The 17,659-nt window shown below is 74.8% G+C and carries 23 protein-coding genes, 1 tRNA gene and 1 pseudogene; 8 read left to right on the top strand and 17 right to left on the bottom strand.

Annotated features, from left to right (window positions below; translation table 11 throughout):
* Window positions 1-12: 12 nt before the first annotated feature.
* Complete coding sequence (locus ACI782_RS10030) at window positions 13-1,371, bottom strand: ammonium transporter (protein ID WP_456908643.1); 1,359 nt, start codon at window positions 1,369-1,371, stop codon at window positions 13-15.
* A gap of 240 nt (window positions 1,372-1,611) precedes the next feature.
* Complete coding sequence (locus tag ACI782_RS10025) at window positions 1,612-2,256, bottom strand: dihydrofolate reductase family protein (protein ID WP_456908641.1); 645 nt, start codon at window positions 2,254-2,256, stop codon at window positions 1,612-1,614.
* 188 nt (window positions 2,257-2,444) lie between these two features.
* Here ACI782_RS10025 and ACI782_RS10020 point away from each other — a divergent pair, with 188 nt between their 5' ends.
* Window positions 2,445-3,563, top strand: a complete 1,119-nt coding sequence (locus tag ACI782_RS10020; protein WP_456908639.1) for an NAD-dependent epimerase/dehydratase family protein — start codon at window positions 2,445-2,447, stop codon at window positions 3,561-3,563.
* On the opposite strand, the gene ACI782_RS10015 is transcribed toward ACI782_RS10020, so the two are convergent.
* Window positions 3,560-4,255: a PaaI family thioesterase gene (locus ACI782_RS10015; protein ID WP_456908637.1), complete on the bottom strand. Its 696-nt coding sequence runs from the start codon at window positions 4,253-4,255 to the stop codon at window positions 3,560-3,562. The two genes, ACI782_RS10020 and ACI782_RS10015, sit on opposite strands and share 4 nt — an antisense overlap.
* The gene (locus tag ACI782_RS10010) at window positions 4,248-5,411 is read right to left on the bottom strand and encodes an acyl-CoA dehydrogenase family protein (protein WP_456908635.1); all 1,164 of its coding nucleotides are present in this window, start codon (window positions 5,409-5,411) and stop codon (window positions 4,248-4,250) included. The genes ACI782_RS10015 and ACI782_RS10010 overlap by 8 nt, the downstream gene beginning before the upstream one ends.
* A gap of 165 nt (window positions 5,412-5,576) precedes the next feature.
* On the opposite strand from ACI782_RS10010, the gene ACI782_RS10005 reads away from it, so the two are divergent.
* Both ACI782_RS10005 and ACI782_RS10000 read left to right on the top strand, forming a co-directional pair.
* Window positions 5,577-6,074: an STAS domain-containing protein gene (locus ACI782_RS10005; RefSeq protein ID WP_456908633.1), complete on the top strand. Its 498-nt coding sequence runs from the start codon at window positions 5,577-5,579 to the stop codon at window positions 6,072-6,074.
* Window positions 6,075-6,157: 83 nt separating this feature from the next.
* Complete coding sequence (locus ACI782_RS10000) at window positions 6,158-6,739, top strand: histidine phosphatase family protein (protein WP_456908631.1); 582 nt, start codon at window positions 6,158-6,160, stop codon at window positions 6,737-6,739.
* A gap of 177 nt (window positions 6,740-6,916) precedes the next feature.
* Here ACI782_RS10000 and ACI782_RS09995 read toward each other — a convergent pair whose 3' ends face one another.
* Window positions 6,917-8,020: an EAL domain-containing protein gene (locus ACI782_RS09995; RefSeq protein ID WP_456908629.1), complete on the bottom strand. Its 1,104-nt coding sequence runs from the start codon at window positions 8,018-8,020 to the stop codon at window positions 6,917-6,919.
* Between the two features lie 212 nt (window positions 8,021-8,232).
* Here ACI782_RS09995 and ACI782_RS09990 point away from each other — a divergent pair, with 212 nt between their 5' ends.
* On the top strand, window positions 8,233-8,784 hold the full coding sequence (locus ACI782_RS09990) for a TetR/AcrR family transcriptional regulator (RefSeq protein WP_456908627.1): 552 nt from the start codon (window positions 8,233-8,235) through the stop codon (window positions 8,782-8,784).
* Window position 8,785: 1 nt separating this feature from the next.
* Here the strand turns inward: ACI782_RS09990 and ACI782_RS09985 are convergent, their stop codons facing one another.
* Window positions 8,786-9,283 (bottom strand): DUF427 domain-containing protein, encoded by a 498-nt coding sequence (locus ACI782_RS09985; protein ID WP_456908625.1) that lies wholly within the window; start codon window positions 9,281-9,283, stop codon window positions 8,786-8,788.
* Window position 9,284: 1 nt separating this feature from the next.
* Window positions 9,285-9,515, bottom strand: a complete 231-nt coding sequence (locus ACI782_RS09980) for a DUF3618 domain-containing protein (RefSeq protein ID WP_456908623.1) — start codon at window positions 9,513-9,515, stop codon at window positions 9,285-9,287.
* A 122-nt stretch (window positions 9,516-9,637) separates the two neighbouring features.
* Between ACI782_RS09980 and ACI782_RS09975 the strand changes: the two genes are divergently transcribed.
* Window positions 9,638-9,718 (top strand) — tRNA-Leu (locus ACI782_RS09975).
* Window positions 9,719-9,783: 65 nt separating this feature from the next.
* On the opposite strand, the gene rdgB is transcribed toward ACI782_RS09975, so the two are convergent.
* Together rdgB and rph are read right to left on the bottom strand one after the other, a co-directional pair.
* Window positions 9,784-10,395: an RdgB/HAM1 family non-canonical purine NTP pyrophosphatase gene (gene rdgB, locus ACI782_RS09970; RefSeq protein ID WP_456908621.1), complete on the bottom strand. Its 612-nt coding sequence runs from the start codon at window positions 10,393-10,395 to the stop codon at window positions 9,784-9,786.
* A complete protein-coding gene (gene rph, locus ACI782_RS09965) occupies window positions 10,392-11,141 on the bottom strand; it encodes a ribonuclease PH (protein WP_456908619.1) in 750 nt (249 codons plus the stop codon). Before rph ends, rdgB begins: the two co-directional genes overlap by 4 nt.
* A 59-nt stretch (window positions 11,142-11,200) precedes the next feature.
* Between rph and ACI782_RS09960 the strand changes: the two genes are divergently transcribed.
* Entirely contained in the window at window positions 11,201-11,605 is a 405-nt protein-coding gene (locus ACI782_RS09960; protein WP_456908617.1) for a secondary thiamine-phosphate synthase enzyme YjbQ, read from the top strand.
* Between the two features lie 64 nt (window positions 11,606-11,669).
* On the top strand, window positions 11,670-12,170 hold the full coding sequence (gene bcp, locus ACI782_RS09955) for a thioredoxin-dependent thiol peroxidase (RefSeq protein WP_456908616.1): 501 nt from the start codon (window positions 11,670-11,672) through the stop codon (window positions 12,168-12,170).
* Between the two features lie 52 nt (window positions 12,171-12,222).
* On the opposite strand, the pseudogene ACI782_RS09950 reads toward bcp, so the two are convergent.
* The 6 genes and pseudogenes from ACI782_RS09950 to ACI782_RS09925 all read right to left on the bottom strand — a co-directional run.
* Window positions 12,223-12,471, bottom strand: a pseudogene (locus ACI782_RS09950) (DUF4262 domain-containing protein); the annotation flags it as partial.
* A 93-nt stretch (window positions 12,472-12,564) separates the two neighbouring features.
* The gene (locus ACI782_RS09945) at window positions 12,565-13,515 is read right to left on the bottom strand and encodes a DNA polymerase domain-containing protein (RefSeq protein WP_456908614.1); all 951 of its coding nucleotides are present in this window, start codon (window positions 13,513-13,515) and stop codon (window positions 12,565-12,567) included.
* A 162-nt stretch (window positions 13,516-13,677) separates the two neighbouring features.
* Window positions 13,678-14,418 (bottom strand): MBL fold metallo-hydrolase, encoded by a 741-nt coding sequence (locus tag ACI782_RS09940; RefSeq protein WP_456908612.1) that lies wholly within the window; start codon window positions 14,416-14,418, stop codon window positions 13,678-13,680.
* Window positions 14,419-14,493: 75 nt separating this feature from the next.
* Window positions 14,494-15,444: a PLP-dependent cysteine synthase family protein gene (locus ACI782_RS09935; protein ID WP_456908610.1), complete on the bottom strand. Its 951-nt coding sequence runs from the start codon at window positions 15,442-15,444 to the stop codon at window positions 14,494-14,496.
* Between the two features lie 47 nt (window positions 15,445-15,491).
* Window positions 15,492-15,770, bottom strand: a complete 279-nt coding sequence (locus ACI782_RS09930) for a ubiquitin-like small modifier protein 1 (RefSeq protein WP_456908608.1) — start codon at window positions 15,768-15,770, stop codon at window positions 15,492-15,494.
* Window positions 15,771-15,941: 171 nt separating this feature from the next.
* Window positions 15,942-16,415, bottom strand: coding sequence for a Mov34/MPN/PAD-1 family protein (locus tag ACI782_RS09925; RefSeq protein ID WP_456908606.1), 474 nt, complete (start codon window positions 16,413-16,415; stop codon window positions 15,942-15,944).
* A 132-nt stretch (window positions 16,416-16,547) separates the two neighbouring features.
* On the opposite strand from ACI782_RS09925, the gene ACI782_RS09920 reads away from it, so the two are divergent.
* Window positions 16,548-16,904, top strand: a complete 357-nt coding sequence (locus ACI782_RS09920; RefSeq protein WP_456908604.1) for a hypothetical protein — start codon at window positions 16,548-16,550, stop codon at window positions 16,902-16,904.
* Here ACI782_RS09920 and ACI782_RS09915 read toward each other — a convergent pair.
* Window positions 16,843-17,340, bottom strand: a complete 498-nt coding sequence (locus ACI782_RS09915; protein ID WP_456908603.1) for a DUF2017 family protein — start codon at window positions 17,338-17,340, stop codon at window positions 16,843-16,845. The genes ACI782_RS09920 and ACI782_RS09915 overlap by 62 nt on opposite strands.
* Window positions 17,337-17,633: an ATP-dependent Clp protease adapter ClpS gene (gene clpS, locus ACI782_RS09910; protein WP_456908601.1), complete on the bottom strand. Its 297-nt coding sequence runs from the start codon at window positions 17,631-17,633 to the stop codon at window positions 17,337-17,339. Before clpS ends, ACI782_RS09915 begins: the two co-directional genes overlap by 4 nt.
* Window positions 17,634-17,659 lie beyond the last annotated feature (26 nt).

Genomic DNA, 17,659 nt, shown 5'->3' with positions numbered 1-17,659 from the left:
GCGGGTGCCGGGTCAGCCGGCGGACGTCTCCGTCCGCGGCCCGGGGGCGCCGGCCGCGGCGATCCGCTCCGCCGAGGCGATGACGCTCTCCGGCGTGCTCGTCGCACCCGGGGTGTGCGGGCTGCCGTCGAGGTCGTAGGCGACCTCGGCGTGCTCGGCGACGTCGATGCCGCCCACCTCGGCCTCCTTGGTCAGCCGCAGCCCGATCGTCTTCTGGATCGCGAGGGCGATGAGCAGGGTGACGACGAAGGAGTAGCCGATGACCGCGATCGCGGCGACCGCCTGCACGCCTAGCAGCTCGAGGCCGCCGCCGTAGAGCAGACCGTCCCGGCCGCTGGGGGCCTCCGCCGAGCCGAGGACGCCGACCAGCAGGGTGCCGATGATGCCGCCGACCAGGTGGACGCCGACCACGTCGAGCGCGTCGTCGTAGCCGAAGCGGTACTTCAGCGCGATGGCCAGCGGGCAGATCGCCCCGGCGATCGCACCGACGGCGAGCGCGCCCATGGGGGTCACCGCACCGCAGGAGGGGGTGATGGCGACCAGGCCGGCGATGGCGCCGGACATCCCGCCGAGGGTGGTGGCGTGGCCGTCGCGCAGCTTCTCGACCAGCAGCCAGGCCAGGATCGCGGCGCAGGTGGCGGTGAAGGTGGTGAGCATGACCACCGAGGCGCTGTTGCCCGCGGCGAGCGCGGAGCCGCCGTTGAAGCCGAACCAGCCGAACCACAGGATGCCGGCGCCCAGCGCCACCAGGGGCAGGTTGTTGGGCCGGGCCTGGCGCGGCCAGCCGGTGCGCTTGCCGATCACCAGGACGACGGCCAGCGCGCCGATGCCGGCGTTGATGTGGACGGCGGTGCCACCGGCGAAGTCGACCGCGGCCAGCTCGTTGGCGATCCAGCCGCCGAGGACGCTGCCGTCGGCGGAGTCGAACGCGAACACCCAGTGCGCGACCGGGAAGTAGACCAGCGCCGCCCACAGCCCGGCGAACAGCAGCCACGGGCCGAACCGCACCCGGTCGGCGACCGCGCCGGCGATGAGCGCCGTGGTGATGACGGCGAACAGCGCCTGGAAGACCGCCACCAGGGCCGGGGGCAGTGCCGCGGACTCGTCGCCGGCGACCAGGGAACCCAGGCCGAGGTACTCGGTCACGTTGCCGAGCAGTCCCGCGCCACCGTAGGAGTCCCCGAAGACGACGGAGAAGCCGAACAGCGTCCAGAGCACGCCGACCACGGCGACGGCTCCGAACACCATCATGATCATGTTCAGGATGCCGCGGGAGGACACCATGCCCCCGTAGAAGAGGGCCAGCCCCGGGATCATCAGGGCGACGGCCATCGTGGCGGCGAGGATGAAGGCGGTGCTTCCGACGTCCATGCAGGGCCTCTCGATCGTCTACTCGCGGTGTTCGCGGTTGCGTTTGAGTAGACGTGGGGTCGGTTACCGCCGTGGTCGTCGTCTGTGACGATCGGGTGACGGCCGGACGCGCGAGTCCCCGTGTCCCGCCGTCCCCAGCAGCCGGCGGCGACTCCGCGGGACGTCGGCGTCCCGTCCCGCGGCAGCGCCCCCGAGGCTCGACAGCTCCTCCGGGGAGCGCCTGCTGGCCGGCCGGTCGGGTCAGTGGTCGCGCGCGGCACCGCGATCGGGTGCGCTCATGTCCCCCGTCGCGGGCGTGCCCTCGGCGAGCCCGTAGCGCAGGTACACGGTGCCCTTCGGACCGGCCACCGGCGGTTCGAGGAGGGTGACGTTCGTGGGCACCGCGCCACCGTCGAACACCTTCTTCCCGACGCCGAGCACGATCGGGTGCACCCAGAGGTCGAGACGGTCGAAGAGCTTCTCGCGCAGGAGGGTCTGCACGAGGTCCAGGCTCCCGACGACCTTCACGTGCTCGTGCCGGTCACGGACCTCGCGCACCGCGCCGGCCAGATCCGGGCCGAGCTGCGTGGACCCGGCCCACGAGAGGTCGGGCCTGCCGCGGGAGGCCACGTACTTCGGGACGCTGTTGAAGAGCCTGGCGATCTGGTCGTCCTGGCCGCCCTCCTGGTACGGCCAGTGGGCGGCGAAGACGTCGTACGTCCGCCGGCCGAGCAGCAGGGCGTCCGTGTCCTCGTACGCGGCCATGACCTGGGCCCCGGCGACCTCGTCCAGCAGGGGCGCCTGCCAGCCACCGAACGCGAACCCGGACGGGTCCTCCTCGGGGCCGCCGGGCGCCTGCCCGACCAGGTCGAGAGTCGCGAACAGCTCGATGTGGATGAGGCCCATGCCGTGCTCCCGGTGGGTTCGGTCGTCTCGGTCGAGGAGGAGACCGGTGGGCGCCGGCAGACTCAGCGCTGCGGCGACACCCGGTTTGGTCTGGTCGACCGCCTCGCCCGGCGCATTGATCACGCTCCCGCGGCCGGCGTCCTCGCACGGCCCGGGTACACCCGCCGCCGGGCGGGTAGCCGCCCTGCATGGCTGAACTGTCCCGCGACCACCTGCAGGGCCTGAGGGTCGCCGTCACCGGCGCCAGCGGCAACGTCGGGACGGCGCTGCTGCGGCGGCTCACCGGCCCGTCCAGCGGCGTGGCCGAGGTGCGCGGCCTGGCCCGCCGCCGACCGCCCGGCACCGCTCCCTACGACCGGGTGCAGTGGCACCTCGCCGACCTCGGGGAGACGCACAGCGAGTCCGCGCTGACCCCGTTCCTGGACGGCGTCGACGCCGTCGTCCACCTCGCCTGGGCGCTCCAGCCGGGCCGCGACCCCGAGCGGCTCCACCGGGTGAACGTCGACGGCACCCGCCGGGTCGCCCGCGCCGCGGTCGCCGCGGGGGTGCAGCACTTCGTGCACATGTCCTCGCTCGGCGCGTACGCCCCCGGGGCCGCAGGGCAGGAGGTGGGCGAGGACTGGCCGACCACGGGCATCCCCACCTCGCAGTACAGCCGGGACAAGTCCGAGGCCGAGCGGGTGGTCCGCGAGGTGTTCGGCCGGCACCCGCAGGCCACGCTGACCGTCGTCCGCCCGACGCTGGTGCTGCAGCCGGAGGCCAGCAGCGAGATCGGCCGGTACTTCCTGGGGCCGCTGCTCTTCGGCGCGGCGCGGCTGCTGCCCGGCCCGGTCGCCCGGCTGCTGCCGCTCCCCCTGCCGTCGGTGCGCGTGGGCTTCGTGCACGCCGACGACGTCGCCGACGCGCTCGGCCGGGTGCTCGACCGCCGCGCCCCCGGCCCCTTCAACCTCGCCGCCCAGCCGGTGATGGACGCCGACGCCATCGCCCGCGTCCTGGGCACCACGCGGGTGCCGGTGCCGGCCGTCGTGCTGCGGATGGCCCTCGCGGCCGCGTTCACCGCCCACCTCGTGCCGACCGAGCCCGGCTGGCTGGACATCGGGACGCAGGCGCCGGCGCTGGACACCTCCCGGGCCCGCCGGCTGCTGGACTGGGCACCGTTCCACCGGGGTGACGAGGTGCTGGCGCAGTTCGTCGCGGCGATGGGCCGCGGGGAGGGGGCGCCCGGTGCGCTGCTGCAGCCAGCCGGCGGCCCGGAGCGCGACCCCGCCGGCGACCCGGCCAACACCCCCCGCCCGCGGGCGGACTAGTCCCCGGGGGTGGGCCGCTCGTCGCGGGCCGTCCAGGCGCCGATGGGCCGGCTCATCGGCGCGAACACCTCGGCCGACCGCTCCGGGCGCAGGGCGACGAACAGGCCCTCCGCGTCGGCGAGCACGGTGTCCGGGTCGTCCCCGGCGACCAGCCGGGCGGTGGCCGGGGTGCGCCGCCCGTCGGCCTCCCCGGCCTCCGCCGACAGCAGCAGCGGCACGCCGAGCGGCACCGGCCGGCGGTACCGCACGGTCAGCGTGGCGGTCAGACCCCCGCGCCCGGCGGCGCGCACCGCCCGGGCCAGGACGTGGTCGAGCAGCGTGGCGACGACGCCGCCGTGCACCAGACCGGGCGGCCCCTCGTGCGCCTTGCCCACGGTCACCCGGCCGGTGGCCCGGCCGTCGGGGGTGTCGCCGGCCACCAGCGGCGGCGCGACGGGGCTGCCCGGGCCGTACACCGGGCTGTACCAGCGCTCCCCCGCCTCCGGGTCGTCGACCCGGGCGACGTCGTGCACCCCCCGGCCCTCCACGCGCAGCCGGGCGGTGAGCTCGCGCGCCGCGGCGGCGACGGCGGCCAGCTCGGCGGCCGGGACCTCGGTGAGGACGGCGGCGTCGACGAGGTCCCGGAGCGCGGCGCCGAGCGCGCCCACCACCTCCCGGCGGGCCGCCCGCTCCTCCGGCGTCGGTTCAGCCACGAGGCATGCCGGCGTCGCGGAGCAGCCCGCCGCCGATGATCACCCGCTGCACCTCGCTGGTGCCCTCGTAGAGCCGGTAGAGGCGGGCGTCGCGGTAGAAGCGCTCGACGGGGGTGGTGCGGAGGTAGCCCAGGCCGCCGTGGACCTGCACCGCCCGGTCGACGGCCCGGCCCACCATCTCGGTGCAGAACAGCTTGGCCGACGACGGGCCGATCGAGGTGTCCTCGCCGGTGTCGTAGCGGGCGGCCACGTCACGGACCATCGCCCGCGCGGCGAGCAGCTCGGCGTGCGAGTCGGCGAGGTGCGCCTGCACCAGCTGGAACCGGCCGATCGGCGCGCCGCCCTGCTTGGCGGTGGCGGCGTAGGCGACCGACTCGTCGAGCACCCGCTGGGCCATCCCGACGCAGAGCGCGGCGATGTGCAGCCGGCCGCGGGAGAGCACGGTCAGCGCCTTGGCGTAGCCGCGGCCCTCCTCGCCCACCAGCGCGTCCGCGGGCACGCGGGCCTCGTCGAAGAAGACCTCCGCGGTCCAGGCGCCGGCCTGGCCCATCTTGCGGTCCTTGGGCCCGACGGTGACCCCGGGCGTGGCCGCGTCGACGACGAAGCTGGAGATGCCGCGGCCGCCCCGCTCCTCGGGGTCGCTGCGGGCGAAGACGACGAACAGGTCGGCCAGGGGCGCGTTGGTGATGTAGCGCTTGCTGCCGGTCAGCACCCACTCGTCGCCGTCCCGCCGGGCGGTGGTGCGCAGCCCGGCCGGGTCGGAGCCGGCCTCCGCCTCGGTGAGCGCGAAGGAGCCGATCAGCTCGCCCGACGCCAGCCGCGGCAGGTACGCCTTCTTCTGCGCCTCGCTGCCGAACCTCGCGATGACCTGGCCGGCGATGCCGTTGTTCGTGCCGAGCAGCGACCGGAACGCGGGGGTGGTGTAGCCGAACTCGAACGCCAGCTCGACGTCCTCGGCCATAGAGACGCCGAGGCCGCCGTGCTCCTCGGGCAGCGCGTAGCCGAACAGGCCCATCTCGGCGATCCGGGCGCGCAGCTCGTCGGGGATGCGGTCCTCGTCCTCGATCCGCTCCTCGAGCGGGATCACGACCTCCCGGACCAGCTGCCGGACGGCGGCCACGACCTGCCTGAAGTCCTCGGCGTCCACACGGGTCATCGTGCCGCGCACGGGCGCGGGCCGCCCCGGCGGGTCGGGCGCGACACGCCAGCGCAGAGTGCAGTCACCTGACCACTCCCTGTTGTGGCGTTCGGGGAGCCCCACTAGCGTCGACGTCAGCCGCCCGAATCCGTAGGCGGCTCGCACCACACCGCCGGAGTACCCGTGCCGCACCTGCGCGTCGCGCTCGTCCCCGCTCCCGATCAGGTCGTCGTCCGGCTCACCGGCGACGCGGAGACCGCCACCGTCGACCGGCTCACCACGGCCCTCCAGGAGGCCGCCGCCCTGGGCACCCGCCGGGTGGTGGTGGACGTGGCCGGTGCCCGTTTCGCGGACTCCTCGGCCCTGCAGGCCCTCACCGTCTTCACCGCGGTCCTGGGCTCCACCGGTCGCCAGTGCCGGGTCGTCGGCGCGCCGGCGGCCACCCGGCGGCAGGTGCGGGTGGCCGGGTTGGCCGACCGGCTGGAGCTCGACGGCCCGCTGGCCGGCGAGGACCCCGTCCGGCCCTCCGCGACGGCGACCCCCGTGGCGGGGCCGGTACCGGCGGCAGCCGGCCCGGCCGGCCGTGCGGTCGCCGTCCGGCCGGCCCGGGCGGGGCGGCGCGCCGAGGAGCGGCCGTACCGGCGCCGGCTCCGGCTGGGGACCCTGCGCCGCTGGCGGTGACGCCCGGGGTCGCGCGGCGGAGAGGTCGCGGACGACGTGGCCGTCCCACCAGGATGTGACCTCCGAGACAGTCAGGAGGTCCGATGGGCGAGATCGTCGTGCTCCGGCACGGGCAGACCGAGTGGAGCCTCAGCGGCCAGCACACCAGCACCACCGACCTCCCGCTGCTGCCCGAGGGCGAGGAGCAGGCGCGGCGGCTGGCCGGCGTCTTCCGGGACCGGACGTTCGCCGCGGTGTGGGTCAGCCCGCGGCTGCGGGCCCGCCGGACCGCCGAGCTGGCCGGGCTCACCCCGACCGGCACCGACGAGGACCTCGTCGAGCTCGACTACGGCGGCTACGAGGGCCGGACGACGGCCGCGATCAGCGAGGAGCTGGGCCGGACGTGGTCGATCTGGGTGGACGGCACCATCGCCGGCGACACCCCTGGGGAGTCGCTGGCCGACGTCGGCCTGCGGGTGGACCGCGTGCTGGAGCGGGCCCGGCCGCTGCTGGCCGAGGGCGACGTCATGCTGGTCGCGCACGGGCACGTCCTGCGCATCCTCACCGCCCGCTGGCTCGGCCTCGAACCGGCGGCCGGCGCCCTGCTGGCCCTGCCGGCCGGCTCGTTCGGCGTCCTCGGCCACGAGCACCGCCGGCCCGTCCTCACCGGCTGGGGCCTGCACTGACTCGATCCCCGTCATGCGACGGGGGTGGAGGCGTCCTCGGGGGGTGTGACGAGGGGTTCGGCGGCGCGCGGAGGCCCCGCACCGGGACCAGGGTCCTTCGGACCCCTCGGGACGCGCCGTCGTGCCCGCGCGCGGGCGGGCCGCCGCGCGCACGCTGCCGTAGTGATCATGTTCGGATCACCGGGCGGTCCCGGGGGTGGACGGGCCGACCGGCCCGCGTTCCGCTCCGCGCGGCGTGACCGGCCGGCCGAACAGCCAGCCCTGCCCGAGGTCGGCGCCGAGGTCCTCGACCTCCTCGGCGACCCGCTCGTCCTCGACCCCCTCGGCGACGACCAGCGCCCCCAGCCGGTGCGCCAGCTCGACCACCGAGCGCACCATCGTCCGGGCGCCGTCGTCCGGCAGCGCCTGGACCACCGCCTTGCCGAGCTTGACCACGTCCGGCCGGACGGCGGCCATCAGCTCCTGACTCGACCAGCCCGCGGCGACGTCGTCCAGGGCGACCCGCCAGCCGCGCGACCGGTGGTGCTCCAGCACCGAGAACAGGTGCCCGCGGTCGGCCACGGCCGAGACCTCACCGACCTCGACCACGAGCTGACCGGGGTGGATGCCCGCGTCGTGCAGCGCCTGCTCGGTGCCGGCGAGGGCGACCTCCGGCCGGAGGACCGAGGCCGGGTGGGAGTTGACGAACAGGTCGGCGTCCCGGAGCCAGGGCGCGGCGCCCGCGATCGCCGTCTCGCGGCCGATGCGGTCCAGACGGGCCAGCCAGCCGGCGGACTCCGCGACGAAGAACAGGTCCCCGCCGCCGACCTCCCGGCCGTCGACGAGACCGCGCAGCAGCGCCTCGTGCGCGACGACCCGCCGGTCGCCCAGCCGCACGATGGGCTGGTAGGCCGACCACAGCTCGGCCTCGGCGAGCAGCCCGATGTCCGCGGTGACGCCGCGGCGGGCCAGCTCGACCCCCAGTGGCGGCGCGGTCAGCAGCCGGGCGGTCAGCGCGGCCCGCTCGGCCGGGGGGTCGGTCACCACCCGCACGCCGTCGGCCTCCGCGGTGGTCAGCTCGCGGGCCAGCCGCCGGAACAGCCGCTCGACACCGCGCTCCCCGGCCTCGTCGGTGAGGTCGAGCAGGTCCGGCGCCGCCGACACCGACAGGCCCAGCGCCCGCGCGGTGCGGGCCACCGCCCCCAGCAGGTGCTCGTCCGAGCTGCCCAGCAGGACCCGGCTCGCGTGACCGGGGACGTGCCAGTACTCCCGCCGCCGGGCTCCCGGGAATGTGCTCGCCACTCCTGCAGGATGACCGAGCGCGGATGCGCGCCCGCACAGGCGCGCGGGCGTCCCGGCCCGCCGTCGGAACCAGATCCGGAACGTACACGTTGCACGCCTGTCGGCCGTCGCCAACTTGAGTGTCTAAGGTCAGCCCCATGGTCGCACTGCACATGACGGACTCGCCACGTTCCACCCGTGGCGGTCGCCCCCGTGACCCCAGCCGGGACGGGGTGATCCGAGCGGCCATCCTGCGACTGCTCGCCGAGGTCGGCTACGGCGCACTGACGATGGACGCCGTCGCCGCGGAGGCCGGGGTCGGCAAGGCCACGATCTACCGGCGGTGGCGCACCAAGCAGGACCTGGTCGTCGACACCATCTCCGACCTCAACCAGTTCGTCGCCGCCCCGCCGGACACCGGCAGCATCGAGGGCGACCTGCGGGCGATGATGCACCTGGTGGCCGAGGCCACCCGCAGCCCCGCCGGGGCCGCCATCCGGTCACTGCTGCCGGCCATGCAGTACCAGCCGGCGCTGGTCGAGGCGTTCCGGCAGGGCCCCCTCGCGGTGTGGCGTCAGGCCTACGCGGAGATGTGGGCCCGCGCCGAGGCCCGCGGCGAGGTCCGCCCCGGCCTGGCGCAGTCGGTCACCGCCGAGGCCACGAGCGCGCTGATCGTGCAGCGGTGGCTGCTCACCGGCGAGCCGGTGGACGACGACTACGTCGACCGCGTGCTCCAGGTCGTCGTCCTGCCGCTGGTCCAGAACGCGCGGCCGACGTCGTCCTGACTCACCAGCCGAGCGCCCCCCGCTCCCCCTTGAAGGGGCCGACGACCTCGTCGGTTATCCAGCCGCCGTAGAAGCCGCCGGCCTGGGCGCGGACGGGCTCGCCGTCGACCAGCGCCCGGTCGACGCGGCGCGGGTAGAAGGCCACCGCTCCGCGCAGGAGCACGTACCGCGGGGTGGGGTCCTCGTAGGACCAGCCGACGGCCGCGACCCGGCGGCCGTCGACGACGGCGTCCCAGTAGGTGGCCGCCCCCTTCCACTCGCACCAGGAGGTCCCGGCCGCCCGCTGCAGGACGCCGTCGGCGACGTCCTCGCGCGGGATGTAGTAGACCGGCGGGTGGCTGGTCTCGCACACCCGCACCGCCCGGTCGGTCGCGGCCACCACCCGGCCGCCGAGCTCGACCACGATCCGCCGCCCGGTCACCTCGGCCGAGGGCGGGCGGGGGTAGTCCCAGACCGACTCCTGCCCCGGACCCACCGGCTCGGGGCGCGGACGGGGCACGTCAGTCGTTGCGGTGCCGGACCTTCTGCACGATGACCAGCGTCATCAGCAGACCGAAGCCACCGACGACGGCCATGCCCACCGGCGTCTGCAGGAACGACTGGACGGCGGCCTGCCCCTGGGCCTTGAGGCGCTGCGGGCTGCTCCGGTGGACCAGCTGGTCGAGGGTGGCCGCCAGGGACTCGCGGGCGGCGTCGATCTCCAGCTGGATCTGTCGAGGGTCGCGAGGCACGGCGACAGCCTGCCAGACGCCGCGCGAACCAGCGCGTTCCCGTCGGGCCGGGGCACCCGCACGGGCGACGCGCCGCCACTCGCGGGGCTCCCCCGCCGCCGCCTCCTAGACTCGGCACCTGCGCGGGAGTGGTGTAACGGCAGCCACGCCAGACTTAGGATCTGGTGCCTTCGGGCGTGGGGGTTCGACTCCCCCCTCCCGCACTCGGACGGGGACGACCGCCCGGTCGAACCGGGCCCCGAGCTGCGCCACTGGACCCTCCGCCCGGTCAGGCCCTCCCCAGGAGCTCGCCGACCAGCGGGACCAGTGCCGCGAAGGCCTGACCTCGGTGACTGCGGGCGTCCTTCTCCTGCGGGGCCAGCTCGGCCGAGGTGAGCTCGAGCCCCTCCGGGACGAACACCGGGTCGTAGCCGAAGCCGTTGCTGCCGCGCTTCTCCCGGATCACCCGCCCACGCCAGCTGCGTTCCAGCACCCGCTCGGCGCCCTCCGGGGTCACCACCGCGGCCGCGCAGACGAACGCCGCCCCCCGCCGCTCGTCGGGCACGTCGGCCAGCTGGTCCAGCAGCAGCGCGGTGTTGGCGTCGTCGTCGCCGTGCCGGCCCGACCAGCGCGCGCTGAGCACCCCAGGCATCCCGTTGAGCGCGTCGACGGCGATCCCGGAGTCGTCGGCCACCGCGGGCAGCCCGGTGTACCGGACCGCCTCCCGCGCCTTGAGCAGTGCGTTCTCCGCGAAGGTGGCACCGGTCTCGGGCGCCTCCGGGTAGTCCTCGACGTCCCGCAGGCCGACCACGGTCACCCCGGGGACGGCGGTCTCCAGCAGCCGCTGCAGCTCGGCGAGCTTGCCCGGGTTGCGGGTGGCCAGCAGCAGCCGGGTGCTCACCGGGCCGCTGCCTGCAGCGCCGCGGTCTGGACGCGGGTGAGCTCGGCGCAGCCGGCGACGGCCAGGTCCAGCAGCGCGTCGAGGGTTGCCCGGTCGAAGACGCCGTTCTCCGCGGTCCCCTGCACCTCGACGAAGCTGCCCTCGCCGGTGCAGACGACGTTCATGTCGGTGCCGGCGCGCACGTCCTCCTCGTAGGCGAGGTCCAGCCGCGGTTGGCCGTCCACGACGCCGACGCTGACCGCGGCCACCGACTGCACGATGGCCGTCTTCTTCGCGAGCTTCTTGCGGTCGGCCAGCCAGGAGACGGCGTCGGCCAGCGCGACGTAGGCGCCGGTGATCGCCGCGGTCCGGGTGCCGCCGTCGGCCTGGAGCACGTCGCAGTCGATCGCGATGCTGTTCTCCCCCAGCGCGGCCAGGTCGATCGAGGCCCGCAGCGAGCGCCCGACCAGCCGGCTGATCTCGTGGGTGCGGCCGCCGATGCGTCCCTTCACCGACTCCCGGTCGCTGCGCGTGTGCGTGGCGCGGGGCAGCATCGCGTACTCGGCGGTGACCCAGCCCAGGCCCGAGCCCTTGCGCCAGCGCGGGACGCCCTCGGTCACGCTCGCGGCGCACAGCACGCGGGTGCGGCCGAACTCGACCAGCACCGAGCCCTCGGCGTGGTCGAGCCAGTTGCGGGTGATCGTCACGGGGCGGAGCTGGTCGGCCGCCCGGCCGTCGGGGCGGGTCTTCCCGGGTGTCGCCGTCACGTGCTCCGACAGTAGTGCGCCGCGGGCGGGCGCCTGCGCCGCCCGGCAGGATCACCGGCATGCGATCGGAGCTGCGAGCCGTCCGGACCGGCGGGATGCCGACCGTCGTCGACCTCACCGGCGAGTGCGCCGAGTTCGTGCGGAGCGAGGCCGACGGCCTGCTGCACGTCTTCGTCCCCCACGCGACGGCGGGGCTGGCGATCATCGAGACCGGTTCCGGCAGCGAGGAGGACCTGCTCGCCCAGCTCGACCAGCTCCTCCCCCGCGACGACCGCTGGCGGCACCGGCACGGCAGCCGGGGCCACGGCCGGGACCACGTGCTGCCGGCGTTCGTCCCGCCGCACGCGACCGTGCCGGTGCTGGAGGGCCGGTTGCAGCTGGGCACCTGGCAGCGCATCTGTCTGGTTGACACCAACACCGACAACCCGCAGCGGCACGTGCGGCTGTCCTTCCTGCCCGGCTGACGGGCGGGACCGCCTGACGGCACCCCGTGGATACCGGTCGGCAGGGCACGGCAGGATGCCGGGCATGACCGACACCGCCAACGGCACCGACACGGCCCCCGTCCGCCTGGCCCCCGGGGACCCGGCACCGGAGTTCACGCTGCCCGACGCGGACGGCAACCCGGTGTCGCTCGCCGACCACCGCGGCCGGCGGGTCATCGTCTACTGCTACCCCGCCGCGCTGACCCCGGGCTGCACCACCCAGGCGGTCGACTTCACCGCCGCCGCCGGCGAGCTGGCCGAGGCCGGGCTGGACATCATCGGCATCTCGCCGGACGCCCCGGAGAAGCTGCTGCGCTTCCGGGAGAAGGAGGGGCTGGGCATCACGCTGGTCTCCGACGTCGACAAGCAGGTGCTCACGGCCTACGGCGCCTTCGGTCCCCGCAAGCTCTACGGCAAGGAGGTGATCGGCGTGATCCGGTCGACCTTCGTCGTCGACGCCGAGGGACGCATCGAGAAGGCGGCCTACAACGTGAAGGCCACCGGGCACGTGGCCAAGCTGCGCCGGGACCTCGGCCTGGCCTGAGCCCGCGCCACCCCGCCTCCCGTCGACGGGCGGACGCCCTCACGCCCGCCACGTCGCGGCCGGCGGCGACCTCCCCGGCGACCCGCTGCAGCATCGCGTGCGTGTGGTCGGGGCCTAGCCCGACGACGACCAGCTCGGGGTGGCCGAGGCCGAACAGCCCGACGGTGTAGCCGAACGACGGCCCGTCGCCGTCCTCACCCGGCCACACGTACGTCACGGCCCAGCGGTGGGCGCGGATCACCCCGGCGAGGTGGGCGTCCTCCTGGTCGAGCCAGGCGGTGGTCTGCGGATCGATCGTCATGCCGGCAGCCTGCGCCGCCGACCGGTGCCCGTGCGGGCCGCGGCTGGCCGGGCTGTGGACGGCGTCCCCCGCTGTGGAGGGAGCTCGGAACCGTCAGTCCCCCTCCTCCGCCCGACGGGCCCGCGCGCGCCGGCGGCCCTCGTGCATCGCCTGCACCCGGGCGACCGGGATCGTGTGCCCCTCGGCGACCAGGTCGGCCGGGAGCTCCTGCGCCTCGGGCAGCAGGTCGGCCCACCGGTCGCCGTCGCCCAGGTGCTCCGCCGCCGTCCGCACGGTCGGCTCCCCAGGACGGGTGGCCGGCAGGTCCTCCCACGACACCGGGGCCGACACCGGCAGGCCGGGCCGGATGCGGGGGCTGTAGGCGGCCACGATCGTCGACGAGTAGGACCGGGTGGAGTCGAGGAATACCCGGCCCTGCCGGTCGGCCTTGATGTAGGCCGTCGTCGCGAGCTCGGGGTCGAGCCGCTCGGCCCGCACCGCCAGCGCCCGGGTCGCCGCCGCGGCGTCGTCCGCCTGCGCTCCGCGCACCGGGACGACGACGTGCACCCCCTTCGAGCCGCTGGTCTTGACCGCGCCGGCCAGCCCGGAGTCCGCGAGGGCCCGGCGCACCAGCTCGGCGGCGCGCACGACGACGTCGAACCCGGCGTCCTCGGGCGGGTCGAGGTCGAGGACGATCCCGGTCGGCTCGACCTCGCCGGCCCGGACGAACGGCACGTGGAACTCGACGGCCCGCTGGTTGGCCAGCCACAGCAGGGTGCGGTGGTCGTCGCAGAGGACCTGGTGCACCTCGCGGTGCGCGCCGGTGGACCAGACGGGGACCGTCCGCACCCACTCCGGCGCTCCCTTGGGCACGTTGCGCTGCATGAACGGCTGCTGGCCGGGGCGGACCCGCTTCACCGACAGCGGCCGCCCGGCCAGCTGCGGCACCAGCCGGTCGGCGAACGCGTCGAGGTGGTCGACGAGATCGCCCTTGGTGACCTCCAGCCCGTCACCGAGCGGTGCGTCCAGGCTGGTCAGCCGCACGCCATCGCGTTCGTCGTCCACCACCCGACCCACCGTGCCCGCCGCTGCCGGAGCGGGCAAGCGGGAGATCGGGGGGCGACCCCGTCCAGAGGCTCGCCGCGAGCTGGTGACGTACTGGAACGGCCACCCTTCAGGGTCCCTCCGCCTGCGCGTGCGAGGCGTGGGGGGAAGGGTGGTCCTTCTTCAGACCTCGTACGTCGCGCCGGGTTCGACGAGCTCGCTGGCCGCGAACACCGCCCGCGCGTCGGCCAGCTGGGTGTCCCGGTCGACCCAGGCGGGAACGTGCGTCAGCAGCAGCCGGCCGACCTCCGCCGCGGCGGCGTGCTCCCCCGCCTCCCGGCCGGTGAGGTGCAGCGCCGGCGGGAGGTCCGGGACCTCGGGGTGCGCGGCCTCGGCCAGCAGGACGTCGACCCCGCGGGCCAGCTCGACGACGGCCTCGCTGGCGCCGGTGTCGCCGGTGTAGACCAGCGACCGGCCGCCGGCGGTGAGCCGGATCGCGTAGCACTCGACGGGGTGCGCGGTGCGGGCCAGCTCGGCCGCGAACGGGCCCAGCTCCAGCTGCCCGGCCCCGACCGGCACGAAGTCGAAGACGTCGGTGAGCCCCTCGCCGTCGGAGTCGTAGGCCAGCGCCAGCCGGCGCTCGGCACCCACAGGGGCGTACATGGGCACCAGCCGGTGGGAGGACCGGCCCGAGTAGCGGTGCCAGACCACGAAGGGCGCGACGTCGAGGCAGTGGTCGGCGTGCAGGTGGGAGAGGAAGACCGCGTCGACGGTGGCCGGGTCGACCAGTCCCTGCAGCGCGCCGAACGACCCGTTGCCGAGGTCGAGGAGCAGCCGGAACCCGTCGTGCTCGACGAGGTAGCAGGACGCCGGGGACTCCGGCCCCGGACCGCTGCCCGAGCAGCCGACGATCGTGAGTCTCACGCAGCCGCCCCAGACACGCAGGTCAGGCTAGCGGGCATCACCGGGAGACGCGGCTCACGCCCCGGGCCGGCCGGCTCAGGCCCACAGCTGGCCCTCCAGCGCGGAGGTCGCCTCCTCCAGCGTGCCGGCGTAGGCGCCGGTGGAGAGGTACTTCCAGCCGCCGTCGCAGACGATGAAGACGACGTCGGCCTTGCGCCCGGCCGCCACCTCCTTGTCGGCGATGCCCAGCGCCGCGTGCAGGATCGCGCCGGTGGAGATCCCGGCGAAGATGCCCTCCTGCTCGACCAGCTGGCGGGTCCGGCGGACGGCGTCCTGCGGCCCGACGCTGAACCGGGAGTCCAGCAGGCTCGGGTCGTAGAGCTCGGGCACGAACCCCTCGTCGATGTTGCGCAGCCCGTAGACCAGCTCGCCGTAGCGCGGCTCGGCGGCGATCACCTTGACGTCGGGCTTCTTCTCCCGCAGGAACCGGGAGACGCCCATGAGCGTGCCGGTGGTGCCCAGGCCCGCCACGAAGTGGGTGATCGACGGCAGGTCGGCGAGGATCTCCGGGCCGGTGCCGGTGTAGTGCGCCTCGGCGTTGGCCGGGTTGCCGTACTGGTACAGCATCACCCAGTCGTCGTGCTCGGCGGCGAGCCCCTTGGCGACGGCGACGGCCTGGTTGGACCCCCCGGCCGCCGGGGAGCTGATGATCTGCGCGCCGTACATCTCCAGCAGCTGGCGTCGCTCGATCGAGGTGTTCTCCGGCATCACGCAGATCAGCCGGTAACCCCGCTGGCGGGCGACCATCGCCAGCGAGATCCCGGTGTTGCCGCTGGTCGGCTCGAGGATGGTGTCGCCCGGCTTGAGCTTCCCCTCCTTCTCGGCCGCCTCGATCATCGAGATCGCCGCCCGGTCCTTGATCGAGCCGGTGGGGTTGTGGTCCTCGAGCTTGGCCCACAGCCGGACGTCAGGGGTCGGCGACAGGTTCGGCAGCCCCACGAGCGGGGTGTTGCCGAGCGAGTCGACGAGGGAGGCGAAGCGGACCATGGGAGTGCTCTTCCGGGAGACGGGCGGGTGCGGGCCGAGCGGGATGCTCAGCAGCCGCCGGCGACCGCCGGGAGGATCGTCACCGAGTCGCCGTCCTTGACCTGGGTGTCGAGCGCGCCGGTGAAGCGGACGTCCTCGTCGTTGACGTAGACGTTGACGAAGCGGTGCAGCTTGCCGTCCTCGGTGACCAGGCGGTTCTTCAGACCCGGGTGCTTGGCGTCGAGGTCGTCGACGAGCGCGGCGAGGGTGTCCCCGGTGCCCTCGACGGTCTTGTTGCCGCCGGTGTGGGTGCGCAGGATGGTCGGGATCCGGACCTCGATGGCCATGGCGTGCTGATCTCCTCGGGATGTCGGGATGGGGCGGGCCCGCTGAGCGGCAGCGAGCCGTGCGTCTGGTCGGGCAACGCCCGTTCGCCACGGGGCATTCCTCGGCCCCGTCGGCCCTCCTGCAGGGGCCCGACGCGCGCCTGCGAGCGGCGGGGGCAGGAGGGTCCTTCCTCAGTCGTAGACGACGGTCGTCGGCGAGTGGCCGAACAGGTAGGACTCGACGACGTCGACGTCCTCCTCGGTGACCTCGCCGTCGACGATGCGGAAGCTGCGGAACTCGACCTCGTCACCGGCCAGCCCGGTCTGCGCGCCGTGGTGCCGCGTGGAGACGAGCACGTAGTGCGCGTTCGGCTCGGACGCGTAGCTGATGTCGGTGCGCGACGGGTAGGCCTCGGTGGCGGTGTGCGAGTGGTAGATGACCACCGGCTCCTCGTCCCGGTCGTCCATCTCCCGGTACAGCGTGAGCAGGTCACCGGAGTCGAACTCGTAGAACGTGGGCGACCGCGCGGCGTTGAGCATCGGGATGAAGCGCTCGGGCCGGTCGCTGCCCTCCGGACCGGCGACGACACCACAGGCCTCGTCCGGGTGGTCTTCCCGGGCGTGGGCCACGATGGCGTCGTAGGTCGCGCGGTCGATGCGCAGCACGGCCCCAGTCTACGAGGACCCCCTGCCCCCCACCGCTCGCGGGCTCGAAGCGGGCTCCTGCAGGGGGCCGTTCCAGTACGTCACCAGGCTCGGGGCGCTGCGCGACGGGGCCGCCCGATACGGTGCCCTCTCGTGGTCTCCTCGCTGCTGTTCGCCGTCGGCGTCCTGCTGATGGCGCCGCCGGCCCTGGTGCTCGGGTGGGGCGGGCTGCGGCGCCGCAGCGGTCACTACAGCAGCGACGTCGGCGCCGACCGGGCCTCGCTGGTGCTCCTGGTCACCCTGCGCTCGCTGGTGCTGCTGCTGGTCTTCGCGCTCTCGGTGATCGTGCTGGTCTCCACGGTCGGCGCACTGGTCCGCGGCGTGGAGCTGCACGGGATGGTCTCGGTCCTGTTCGCCCTGGACGCGCTGCTCGTCGCGCTGGTCCTGCTCACCTTCGGCCGGCGCGACCGGCGGCGAGTGCGTCGACGAGTGACCCCTGCAGGCCGGTGAGCCAGTAGTAGACCGCCAGCTGCTGGCCCTCGTCGCTGCCGAGGTCCTCCGGCGGCTCGGTGTCCTCGGTGACGTCGAGCCGGGTGCCCAGCGCCAGCCGGAGGTCGTTGCTGGTGCGCAGCCACGCCGCCGCCTGGTCGGGGTCCAGCCGCACCGGCCCGCCGTCGGGCGGCAGGGTGGCGCGCACCGTGGCCAGGTCGTCGGCCTTCCCCGAGCGCAGCCCCGCCTCGGTCATCTCCCGGTAGTCGGCGGACAGCTCCGGGTCCCCGCGGTGCCCCTCAGGGAGCAGCCGGGCGATCACCGGGTCCCCGCTCACGTCACCGGCGTCGGCGGTGAGCAGCTGCTCGAGCTGGTCGAGGAGCAGCGCGACGATGTGGGCCTCGGCCGGTTCCAGCCGGGCCACCACGTCGTCCCCCTTGCGGCGGAACGGCCTCATGAGTCCCGCTGGAAGCTGGCCCACAACCCGTAGGCGTGCAGCCGGCTGGTGTCGTGCTCCATCCGCTCCCGGGGCCCGGAGCTGACGATGGCCTTGCCCTCGTGGTGCACCTGGAGCATGAGCGTGGTCGCCGTCGGCTCGTCGTAGCCGAACAGCTCCTGCAGCACGTAGGTCACGTAGCTCATGAGGTTGACCGGGTCGTTCCAGACGATGGTCACCCAGGGCCGATCGAGGTCATCGCGCTCCTCGACGGTCTCTTCGGGCGTCCGTGCTGGCGCGAGGGGTCCGGCCACGCCCTCACCTTAGGACGCGGGCCGCT

The organism is Geodermatophilus sp. SYSU D00703 (assembly GCF_054050155.1).
The sequence above is the reverse complement of the archived record's forward strand: the minus strand, read 5'-3'. Positions and strand labels throughout refer to the sequence as shown.

What these genes read in the sequence shown, in the direction of transcription:
- ACI782_RS09930 (WP_456908608.1), bottom strand. Translation starts at nt 15,770, where the DNA reads ATGGCCATCGAGGTCCGGATCCCGACCATCCTGCGCACCCACACCGGC.
- ACI782_RS09915 (WP_456908603.1), bottom strand. Translation starts at nt 17,340, where the DNA reads ATGAGGCCGTTCCGCCGCAAGGGGGACGACGTGGTGGCCCGGCTGGAA.
- ACI782_RS09960 (WP_456908617.1), top strand. Translation starts at nt 11,201, where the DNA reads ATGCGATCGGAGCTGCGAGCCGTCCGGACCGGCGGGATGCCGACCGTC.
- ACI782_RS10020 (WP_456908639.1), top strand. Translation starts at nt 2,445, where the DNA reads ATGGCTGAACTGTCCCGCGACCACCTGCAGGGCCTGAGGGTCGCCGTC.
- ACI782_RS09935 (WP_456908610.1), bottom strand. Translation starts at nt 15,444, where the DNA reads ATGGTCCGCTTCGCCTCCCTCGTCGACTCGCTCGGCAACACCCCGCTC.
- ACI782_RS10010 (WP_456908635.1), bottom strand. Translation starts at nt 5,411, where the DNA reads ATGACCCGTGTGGACGCCGAGGACTTCAGGCAGGTCGTGGCCGCCGTC.
- ACI782_RS10030 (WP_456908643.1), bottom strand. Translation starts at nt 1,371, where the DNA reads ATGGACGTCGGAAGCACCGCCTTCATCCTCGCCGCCACGATGGCCGTC.
- ACI782_RS10000 (WP_456908631.1), top strand. Translation starts at nt 6,158, where the DNA reads ATGGGCGAGATCGTCGTGCTCCGGCACGGGCAGACCGAGTGGAGCCTC.
- bcp (WP_456908616.1), top strand. Translation starts at nt 11,670, where the DNA reads ATGACCGACACCGCCAACGGCACCGACACGGCCCCCGTCCGCCTGGCC.
- ACI782_RS10025 (WP_456908641.1), bottom strand. Translation starts at nt 2,256, where the DNA reads ATGGGCCTCATCCACATCGAGCTGTTCGCGACTCTCGACCTGGTCGGG.